The organism is Acidaminococcus sp., from assembly GCF_050873445.1.
Lineage (GTDB): Bacteria > Bacillota > Negativicutes > Acidaminococcales > Acidaminococcaceae > Acidaminococcus.
In genome coordinates, this window is record NZ_JBNMIU010000002.1 from 75502 (window position 1) to 84550 (window position 9049).

The 9049-nt window shown below is 51.7% G+C and carries 10 protein-coding genes; 7 read left to right on the forward strand and 3 right to left on the reverse strand.

From position 1 onward, the window contains the following. Positions 1-369 precede the first annotated feature (369 nt). From argB to ACR0QW_RS00855, 6 genes are all read left to right on the forward strand, one after another. A complete protein-coding gene (argB, locus tag ACR0QW_RS00830; RefSeq protein WP_432641829.1) occupies positions 370-1257 on the forward strand; it encodes an acetylglutamate kinase in 888 nt (295 codons plus the stop codon). A gap of 18 nt (positions 1258-1275) precedes the next feature. Beyond that, positions 1276-2466: an aspartate aminotransferase family protein gene (locus tag ACR0QW_RS00835; RefSeq protein ID WP_432641830.1), complete on the forward strand. Its 1191-nt coding sequence runs from the start codon at positions 1276-1278 to the stop codon at positions 2464-2466. Positions 2467-2483: 17 nt separating this feature from the next. Then, positions 2484-3425 (forward strand): ornithine carbamoyltransferase, encoded by a 942-nt coding sequence (gene argF / locus ACR0QW_RS00840; protein ID WP_432641831.1) that lies wholly within the window; start codon positions 2484-2486, stop codon positions 3423-3425. Positions 3426-3443: 18 nt separating this feature from the next. Then, positions 3444-4664, forward strand: coding sequence for an argininosuccinate synthase (locus ACR0QW_RS00845; protein ID WP_432641832.1), 1221 nt, complete (start codon positions 3444-3446; stop codon positions 4662-4664). Further along, a complete protein-coding gene (gene argH / locus ACR0QW_RS00850) occupies positions 4664-6082 on the forward strand; it encodes an argininosuccinate lyase (protein ID WP_432641833.1) in 1419 nt (472 codons plus the stop codon). The genes ACR0QW_RS00845 and argH overlap by 1 nt, the downstream gene beginning before the upstream one ends. Before the next feature lie 730 nt (positions 6083-6812). Continuing rightward, positions 6813-7049: a hypothetical protein gene (locus ACR0QW_RS00855; protein WP_432641834.1), complete on the forward strand. Its 237-nt coding sequence runs from the start codon at positions 6813-6815 to the stop codon at positions 7047-7049. A 190-nt stretch (positions 7050-7239) separates the two neighbouring features. On the opposite strand, the gene ACR0QW_RS00860 is transcribed toward ACR0QW_RS00855, so the two are convergent. Both ACR0QW_RS00860 and ACR0QW_RS00865 read right to left on the reverse strand, forming a co-directional pair. Next, entirely contained in the window at positions 7240-7533 is a 294-nt protein-coding gene (locus ACR0QW_RS00860) for a type II toxin-antitoxin system RelE/ParE family toxin (RefSeq protein ID WP_432641835.1), read from the reverse strand. Between the two features lie 2 nt (positions 7534-7535). Next, positions 7536-7907, reverse strand: coding sequence for an AbrB/MazE/SpoVT family DNA-binding domain-containing protein (locus tag ACR0QW_RS00865; protein WP_432641836.1), 372 nt, complete (start codon positions 7905-7907; stop codon positions 7536-7538). Between the two features lie 301 nt (positions 7908-8208). Between ACR0QW_RS00865 and ACR0QW_RS00870 the strand changes: the two genes are divergently transcribed. Then, a complete protein-coding gene (locus ACR0QW_RS00870) occupies positions 8209-8655 on the forward strand; it encodes a VanZ family protein (protein WP_432641837.1) in 447 nt (148 codons plus the stop codon). A 210-nt stretch (positions 8656-8865) separates the two neighbouring features. Here the strand turns inward: ACR0QW_RS00870 and ACR0QW_RS00875 are convergent. Next, positions 8866-9049: IS3 family transposase (locus ACR0QW_RS00875; protein WP_432641838.1), on the reverse strand; the 184-nt coding region annotated here is incomplete at its 5' end.

Sequence of the window (9049 nt, forward strand, 5' to 3'; positions counted from 1 at the left end):
CTGAAAAAGTAACTATCACCATTGTAAGCGAAAACTGAAGAAAAAGCTACTGCAGGCGGCACAGCTGCTCTTCCTGTCACAAAAATATCCCATTCCCCGCCAAAAAGTGGTAGCAGTACAGGGCACTTTCGTACTATAATGAGATTGTATCAGGACTCAAGGCTTCCTGGAAAAAATGAAAAATAGGTTGCAATTTTATACACATAAGCGTATAATAATGCAACATAAAGGAGGGGACAGCGGCTTGAAACAAATCGATGAGGGGAAAGCCGTTTTCCGAAGTCATGGACTGATAAAGCGTACTATGGTTGCTTCCGGTTTCCGGAAACGAAAATCCTTGCAAATGAAAATAGAGTAGGAGGAAATGCAATGCAGATCAAGAACAACGAAATGAATATATTAGTTGAAGCACTGCCATACTTAAGCGCTTTTAAAGGGAAAACGGTGGTCGTGAAATATGGCGGCAACGCTATGCTCAACGACAATTTGAAGAATAAGGTCCTGGAGGATATCGTTTTCCTCCGTTGTGCGGGCATGCACCCGGTGGTTGTCCATGGCGGCGGCCCTGAAATCACGGCCATGCTGAAAGCAGCCGGCAAAAAGACCGAATTCGTCAGCGGCCTGCGGGTCACCGACAAAGAAACGGTGGAAATCGCTGAACTGGCCCTGGTGGGCAAGACCAATACCGATCTGGTGCGACGCCTGAACATCCTGGGCGGCAACGCCGTGGGCCTGAACGGCAAGGACGCCAAACTCATCGAAGCCCGCAAACATCTGGCAGATGTATATGAAAACGGCCAGGTGAACCTGGTGGACATCGGCTATGTGGGTACGGTGGAAAAAGTCAACACCGACCTGATCAACCTGCTGATCAGGAACGATTATATCCCGGTGATCGCCCCTACGGGTATCGGTCCCGATGGTGAAACCTACAACATCAATGCCGACAGCGTGGCCGGTGAAGTGGCCGGTGCCTTGAAAGCCGAGAAACTGCTGATGCTTACCGACGTGAAGGGCATCTTCGAAGATCATAACGACCCCAGCACCTTCATTTCCACCCTGACCTTTGAAAAGGCCCAGGAACTGATTGTGAAGGGCAGCATCGACGGAGGCATGATCCCCAAGGTGAAAGCCTGCATCTCCGCTCTGAGCGGCGGTGCCGTCAAGACTCATATCATCGATGGCCGGCAGGAACATTCCATCCTCCAGGAAATCTTCTCCGACGAGGGTGTGGGTACGGAAGTCGTCAGAGATTGAAAGAAAGAGGCTGAAGGAATGGATACGAAAGAAATCATGGAGACCACCGACAAGTACTATCTGCCGGTGTTTGGCCGTCTCCCCATTGTACTGGACCATGGGGAAGGCGTCTATTTATACGATACTGATGGAAAGAAATACATCGATTTCCTGGACGGCATTGCGGTGAACGCCCTGGGCTATAATTATCCGCCCCTGGTGAAGGCCGTCAGCGAACAGGCTGCCAGGATCATGCACGGTTCCAACCTGTTCTATTACGAAATCCAGGCCAAGGCTGCCAAGCAGCTGTGTGAAGTGACCACCTTTGACCGGGTCTTCTTCGCCAACAGCGGCGCAGAGGCCAACGAAGGGGCCATCAAGCTGGCCCGTAAATACGGGGTCGCCATCAGCCCTCGGAAGTTCAAGATCATTACCGCTCTGGATTCCTTCCACGGACGTACCATGGAAACCCTGACCGCCACCGGCCAGGAACATTACCATGAAGGGCTGGCTCCGCTGCCTGCCGGGTTCGAATACGTTCCCTTCGGCGATGCGGACGCCCTGGAAAAAGCCATGGATGATGAAGTATGCGGCCTGCTGCTGGAACCGATCCAGGGGGAAGGCGGCGTCCATGTACCGCCTGCCGGCTATCTGGAAAAAGCCCGGGAACTGTGCGACAAGCACAATGCTCTGCTGATCTTCGATGAAATCCAGACAGGCGTATGCCGTACCGGTTACTGGTTTGCCTGGATGCACAGCGGTGTGAAACCCGATGTGATGACCATGGCCAAGGCCATCGGCGGCGGCTTCCCCATGGGGGCCTTCGCAGTGACGGAACGTCTGGCTCATGTATTCAAACCGGGCGATCACGGTTCTACCTTTGGGGGCAATGCCATTTCCTGCGCCGCCTGCTATGCAGCCATCAAGGCTATGAAGGAACTGGAACTGGACAAGAAAGCCCGCAAGACCGGGGAATACTTCAAGAAAGGCCTGGAAGCCCTGAAAGCAAAACATCCCGACAAAGTGACGGACGTGCGGGGCATGGGCCTGATCCTTGGCATGGAACTGGCAAAACCCGGCGCCGGCCTGGTGACCAAAGCACTGGATAAAGGATTGATCATCAACTGCACCGCCGGTAACGTGCTGCGATTCGTGCCGCCTCTGGTAATCGGCGAGAAAGAAATCGATACACTGCTGAAAGGACTGGACGAGCTTTTGGCAGAATTCTGAGAAGAAGAGGGAATAACATGGCTTTAAGAAATAAGGATTTGATTTCCATCCATGATTTGTCGGTGGGCGAAGTCGCTACCATCCTGGATGTAAGCAGAAAACTGAAGAAAAAGCAGAAGCTGGGCGAGCCGCACGAGTACCTGAAGGGGAAAACGCTGGCCATGATCTTTTCCAAAGCTTCTACCCGTACACGGGTCTCATTCGAAACGGGGTTCCACCAACTGGGCGGACATCCCATCTATATGAGTGAAGCCACTTCCCAAATCGGCCGGGGCGAACCGGTCAAGGATACTGCCCGTGTGCTGTCCCGTTTTGTGGACGGCATCATGATCCGGACCTATTCCCACGAAGCAGTGAAGGAACTGGCCGATTATGCCACCGTTCCGGTGATCAACGGCCTGACCGACCTGCTGCATCCCTGCCAGGCCCTGACGGATATGTTCACCATCCTGGAATACAAGGATGTGCTGAAGGGACGCAAGCTGGTGTATGTGGGCGATGGCAACAACATGGCCCACAGCCTGATGTTTGCCTGTGCCAAAGTGGGCATGAATATGGTCTGCGCCAGCCCGAAAGGGTATCAGCCCAATCCTCAGATCGTAGCCCAGGCCAAGATGGATGCTGCCATCACCGGCGCCACCATCACCGTGACGGAAGATATGGAAGAAGCCGCCAAGGGCGCTGATGTGCTGTACACCGATGTGTGGGCCAGCATGGGCGAAGAAAGCGAACGGGAGGTGCGGATGAAAGCCCTCCACGATTACCAGATCAACCAGCACCTGCTGGATCTGGCCCGTCCTGATGCCATGGTGCTGCACTGCCTGCCGGCCCACCGGGGCGAGGAAATTACCGACGATGTAATCGAAGGACCGCATTCCGCTGTGTTCGATGAAGCTGAAAACCGTCTGCACGTCCAGAAAGCCATTATGGCCCTGCTGATGAGCGACGCTGTATTATAAAAAGGAGCGATGATAACAATGGATAAAAAAGACATCAAAAAAGTAGTTCTGGCCTATTCCGGCGGCCTGGATACCTCCTGTATCATTCCCTGGCTGAAAGAAAACTATAACAACTGCGAAGTCATTACCGTCACTGCCGATATCGGCCAGGGCGAAGAAGTGGCTCCTGTCCATGATAAAGCCATCAAATCCGGTGCCAGCAAAGCTTACATCCTGGATCTGCGGGATGAATTCCTGCGGGAATACGCATGGCCCATGGTGAAATCCGGCGCTATCTACGAAAAGAAATACCTGCTGGGTACTTCCATTGCCCGGCCTATCATCGCCAAATACCTGGTGGACGTCGCCTTGAAAGAAGGGGCTGATGCCATTGCCCACGGGGCTACCGGCAAGGGCAACGACCAGGTACGGTTCGAACTGGGCATCAAGGCCCTGGCTCCCCAGCTGAAAGTCATCGCTCCCTGGAGAGAATGGCAGATTAAATCCCGGGATGACGCCATCGACTATGCAGCCGCCCACAACATCCCCGTGCCTGTGACCAAGAAAAAGGACTACAGCATGGACCGGAACATCTGGCACCTGTCCCACGAAGGCAGCGACCTGGAAGATCCCTCCAACGAACCCAAATCCGACATCTACATCATGAGCCAGACTCCGGAAGCCGCTCCTGACAAGGACGAATACCTGACCCTGGACTTCGAACAGGGCGTCCCTGTGGCTGTCAACGGCAAAAAGATGGATCCTGTTCCCATGATGGAACTCCTGAATGAAATCGGCAAACGGAACGGCATCGGCATTGCCGACATGGTGGAAAACCGTCTGGTGGGCATGAAAGACCGGGGCGTGTATGAAACCCCTGGCGGCACTCTGATTTACTATGCACACAATGAACTGGAAAACCTGTGCCTGGATCGGGCTACCTACAACTACAAGGAACAGATCGGCATCCGGTATGCTGAACTGGTTTACGATGGCATGTGGTTCTCCCCGCTGCGGGAAGCCCTGCAGGCTTTTGTGGATGAAACCCAGAAGACCGTCACCGGTACTGTGAAGATGAAGCTGTACAAGGGCAACATCATCTCCGCCGGGGCTACCAGCCCGTATTCCCTGTACAGCAAGGAATATGTAACCTTTGGCGAAGATGAAGTATATAACCAGGCCGATGCCCAGGGATTCATCAACCTGTTTGGCCTGCCGCTCACTGTAAGAGCTCTGATGAAACAGGGGAAGCTGAAATAATGAACAAGACGAAATTGTGGGGAGGCCGGTTCAGCAAGGACACCAATGCCCTGGTTGATGCCTTTAACGCCTCCATCGATTATGACCAGCGGCTGTACCACGAAGATATCCGGGGCAGCATCGCCCACGCCCATATGCTGGCAAACTGCGGCATCATCAGCCAGGATGATGCCGGTGCCATCGAAAAAGGGCTGAAGGAAATCCTGAAAGAAATCCAGGACGGAAAATTTGAGTTTTCCACCGAACTGGAAGATATCCATATGAACGTGGAAGCGGCTCTGACGGAAAAAATTGGCGATGCGGGGGCTCGGCTCCATACCGCCCGCAGCCGTAACGACCAGGTGGCTCTGGACATGCACATGTACATGAAGAAGGAAGTTACCGAAATCATGGACCTGCTGATCCAGTTCGAACAGGCCCTGCTGACCATGGCCGAAAAGCACCTGAAGACCCTGATGCCCGGCTACACCCATCTGCAGCGGGCACAGCCCATTACCTTCGCCCATCATATGCTAGCCTACTTCAATATGCTCCGCCGGGATTTCCGTCGGCTGCAGGGCGTATGGGAAGGGGCTGACATCATGCCCCTGGGCGCCGGTGCCGTGGCCGGGACCACCCTGCCCATCGACCGGTTCCAGGTGGCAAAGGAACTGCACTTTTCCCAGGTATACGGCAACAGCATGGACGCCGTCAGCGACCGGGATTATGTGCTGGAATTCCTGAGCTTCGCCAGCACGCTCATGATGCATATGTCCCGGCTGAGTGAAGAAATGTGCCTGTGGTCTTCTACGGAATTTGGCTTCATCGAGCTGGATGACGCTTTTGCTACCGGTTCTTCCATGATGCCCCAGAAGAAAAATCCGGATATCTCCGAACTGGTGCGGGGGAAGACCGGCCGGGTGTACGGCCATTTCATGGCAATGCTGACCACTCTAAAAGGCCTGCCTCTGGCCTATAACAAAGACCTGCAGGAAGACAAGGAAGGATTCTTCGATGCCGTTGACACCGTGAAGTTTTCGCTGCAGGTGTATCGGGACATGATCCTGACCACCAAAGTGAACGAGGAACGGATGGCAGAAGCGGTCCACAAGGATTTCTCCAATGCCACCGACCTGGCCGATTACCTGGTGCGCAAGGGCCTGCCCTTCCGGAAAGCCCATGGCGTGGTGGGGAAGGCTGTAGCCAAGGCCATTGCCGAACATAAGCTGCTGGGCCAGTTGACCCTGAATGAATACAAGGAACTGAGTCCTCTGTTCGAACCGGATCTGCTGGAATGCCTGAAACCTGAAAACTGCGTGGCAGCCCGGACCAGTTATGGCGGTCCGGCCCCCCAGAACAACGCTGAACAGGTGAAAATGGGGAAGGAAGCCTTGCAACAGCAGCAGGCTGTGCTGGAAGACTTAAAACAAAAATTATAATAACCAATCGAATCCAAAGGGGCTGTGAAAAAATAAGCCCCCCAAAACACGAAAAGGGACTTCCGATTCTTGTGAATCGAAAGTCCTTTTTCGTGTTAGAATTTAACTGCGATGAAAAAACTAACTGTGTATTATGGTATTCCCAAACAGGGAATTTTACCAGCATTTTTTCTGACTGCCTAGATATTGTCAAGACCAGAGTTCCCAAGGCCGGGGTGGGAACGGCCGGGAAAGCGGGCCAACCAGAGGGAGGGCCCCTTCTTAAGATGCCAGAAGTCAGACTCGGCCCATTGGGCCTCGAGATGTCAGCTTAGTAGTGCGGGCAGTTCGATTCTACACCTAACCGCTACGTTTGCGTAGATGATTCACTTTTGTCCGGCTTAGCAGTACTATCCACTTCTTATCACCAAACAAGCTGACATCTGGCTTCTTGAAGCCCCGTGAGGGGGCGCTCTGACTTTTTTATCTCCTACAATTGAAAGGAGAGGCTGCTATTGTTGCAGGGTCGTCGGAGGTATGGAAACATCGGCATCACGAATTACTAGCTACTGAAATAGGTCATAATGTGGCTAAATTGAGTCAACTCCATATTTGTGTGTAAAATATGAGGATGCGGATAATCTTCTCGACTGATTTTGCTTGTGATGGGATCCATGTCTTTGCGAAAAATATTTGACAGTACCAAAACGGTCCCTGGCACTTTACGACAGGTTGATGGAGGTGGTATCTAATGCTTGAAATGGAGCATGCCAGGCAACTCCTGACTGAGTTCAATATGCCGGAAGCAGCGTGCCAGCTGGATGCTCTTCTGGAAACAGCCGCTGCAAAAGATTCTACTTTTATTTCGTTTCTCGACCAGCTCCTGAGCTTTCAGCGGAAGGAGCTATCAAGGCCGGAGATTTTTAAGGCCGGGTTTCCCAAGGCCGGAATAGCGGGCGGATTACCAATCCGCCCCTACATTGGCTGAGGATGGTCATAGTGTCGCATGGTCGGTGGAAGTTCGGTACAAATCGAGCTTTCTAATCACTGGCCACTAATCACTAACTCACTAGATGCCAGAAGTCAGACTCGCCCTGCCGGGCTCGAGATGTCAGCTTTGTTACGACTAGCACAATGGTAGTGCGTCTTATCGCTACATGAGCTGACATCTGACTTCTTTAACTTTTCATATACCGTTTTAATTCTTCATAGAAATTTTCTCTGGTACCCGCCATGATGACAACGATGATATCATCATTGTCGATGATGATAGTATAGGCCAGTTCATAATTGGTTTTATTATAAAAGATATCACAGGAGCGGATTCCAGCCAAGTCACCTTTCTTTTCTTCTCCCAACAAGGGATTTTCCGCAATCTGCAACAATGCCTGATGGAACTTTTCTTTGAGTCTTTTGTCCTTGCACTTTTTGAGAAATTTTGCCGCAGGCTTCATAAAACGGATTTCTGTCATAGCTAATCCTCTGCTGCAAAAACATCATCCATGGTCTCATAAGGCGCTTTGCCCTTGGCTACTTTTTTCGCCTCTTTCAGCATGGAATGGACGGCAGGGGCAACTTTGGCCTGTTGTTTTTTGAAAGCAGCCAGGAGTTCTTCCCCGGAAAGCCCCTGGTCAATCAAATCTTTTAAAATGGCTTCGGCCAGTTCGCTGCCCTGGTTCTGAGAGATGGGGCGGATCAGGATGCCATCAGAAGTCAGGATGCATTCGGCTTCCTTGCCAAAACCGATTTTTTGAAAAAATTTTTGAGGAATAGTGAATTGTCTTTTGGAAGAAATAGTGACCCGCTTCTGATCCAGAATGGTTTCTTCCAGTACAGCTGTCGTCATGGGGAGTCCCTCCTTGCATTCAAATGGTAAAATTTCCTTGTTTCAAGGAAATTTTACCATTTTTACCATAAAAAGGCAATTGGAATAAGTATGCTGACCGATTCGACTGGTGTCTCTGCATCGTTATTCGCAAACAATCCTGCCTCTGTCGGGAAAATGATGATACAATAAGTACTATCATAAACGTTCATCGATGGAGAGAATTGTCCAACTTCGCTGATAACCTCACCACCATTGTGCTGAAAGCAACTTACCTCGACCATAACGATGAATGATGAACCTGAAACCCGGAGGCTTTTCCATGTCCAGACACTCTTCCTCTTTTTCCTGGCCAATTTGCATCCTTCTGCTTTTAATCATTGCTTTTATCTGGGGACAGTCTCTGCAGTCCGGAACCATTTCCCATGGGGAAAGCCGGCGGGTACTGGGGCTGGTGCGGGAACTTTTGGGGCACAATATCCTGACGGATTGGCTCACGGACAACAAAATCCGCCGCCTGGCCCATCTGACGGAATATGGGGCCTTTGGCCTGGTGGCCAGCCTGGGAGCCTGGCGGAAATGGGGCAGGGGCTGCAAGAAGTGGGTGCTGGCGCTGGGTGTTGTCATCGCTTCCCTGGATGAAACCATCCAATTTTTTGCCGGCGGCCGGACGGCGACCTGGCATGATGTGTGTGTGGATGCTGTTGGAGTGATGGCTGGGATTATGGTCGTATGGCTGATTTATCGGCGGCATTCACGTAGTGGCTAGTGACTAGTGAGTAGTGGTTAGGGAGGTGGAATCGGATAAACCGTACCCCTTGTCAAGGACAGTTTCTAAAAGTAGAACCCCCTGTTTTAGACAGTTCAACAATTCTGGTACCTTCAAAATAGACATCTGGTAATTGTCTATCAGAAGGCCCCCCAACCATCCAATCACATGCGCGGGCTCCTTGCTCATAAAATGGCCACTTTTGCCATTTTATGAGGATAGCTGGTTCCCCAATTCACAAGCTCTCCGCTTGAACGCGGGAACCTCGGGTATCTGGGGAACATCAAGCGGATAAACACCTGTCGTCACAAATTGGTAAAACTCATTCGGTGACAGTTTCGCCAGCTCCCACTGGTATCGCTCGTTGTTGTAATAATCCATATAATCGTCTACG